Source organism: Variovorax defluvii (assembly GCF_039541515.1).
Lineage (GTDB): Bacteria > Pseudomonadota > Gammaproteobacteria > Burkholderiales > Burkholderiaceae_C > Variovorax > Variovorax defluvii.
This window is the reverse complement of the sequence record NZ_BAABGJ010000037.1, coordinates 1-858: the sequence shown is the minus strand read 5'-3', so window position 1 is coordinate 858 and position 858 is coordinate 1. Positions and strand designations below refer to the sequence as shown.

Here is an 858-nt window from a genome sequence, read left to right as displayed (position 1 = left end):
TGCCTTGGCACCGCCTCTTGATCGACGCCTGGCTCGCGCGCTTCGCCGTCCAGGGTGAAGGCTGCGCCACCTTCCTCGCCCGGTCCTCACTGCGTTCGGCCGCGGCCTGCGGGCGGTCCCTGGACCGCCCGCGCTGGCGCTCGCCAGCAGTGCGTCGAGGCGGCTCCCAAAGCAGATCCATCCACCACAGCGGCATCTCCCGCAGAAAGGCACGCCATGCACGCATGTCCTCGTTCCTCGTTGCGCCGCAAGCTCGCGTCGCTGACTTCGAAGTCCGCGGCCGTTCCCCTCGCACTCCCCGACCGCTTATCCCAAGCAGGTCTGCCTTGCCGTCCAGGTTCAGGGATCCAGCCATGACGCTGCTGCGCGAGCGGCTTCCCGAGCCGCAGGAGTACTTCGCATCGCAGGGCCTCGCGCTGGCGGGCCGGGGCGCCTGGCGCACCACACGCTGTGCCTTCCATGGCGGCAGCGACAGCATGCGGGTGAACTTGCGCAGCGGCGGTTTCTGCTGCATGGCCGGCTGCGGCGCGCGTGGCGGCGACGTGCTGGCCTACCACATGGCCGCGCAGGGCCTGAGTTTCGTGGAAGCGGCCCGGGCGCTCGGCGCCTGGCAGGACGATCCGGCCTCGGCGCAGCAGGGCCCGCAGCGCCGGCGTCCCTGCGGCCTGCCGGCCCGCGAGGCGCTGTCGCTGCTGCGCGACGACGCGCTGGTGGTGGCGGTGGCCGCCGGAAATCTCGCCCGGGGCCTGGTACTGAGAGAGGCCGACCGGCAGCGGCTGCTGGAAGTCGCGGCGCGCATCCAGCGCATCGCCGACCAGGTGGGCGTGGATGGCATGCGCTGACGCCAGCGCGCGCTCC

Annotated in this window: 1 protein-coding gene; it reads left to right on the top strand. The window is 72.5% G+C overall.

The genetic code is table 11. From position 1 onward, the window contains the following. Nucleotides 1–353: 353 nt before the first annotated feature. The gene (locus ABEA07_RS15730; protein ID WP_345538988.1) at nucleotides 354–842 is read left to right on the top strand and encodes a CHC2 zinc finger domain-containing protein; all 489 of its coding nucleotides are present in this window, start codon (nucleotides 354–356) and stop codon (nucleotides 840–842) included. The last annotated feature ends 16 nt before the right edge of the window (nucleotides 843–858 follow it).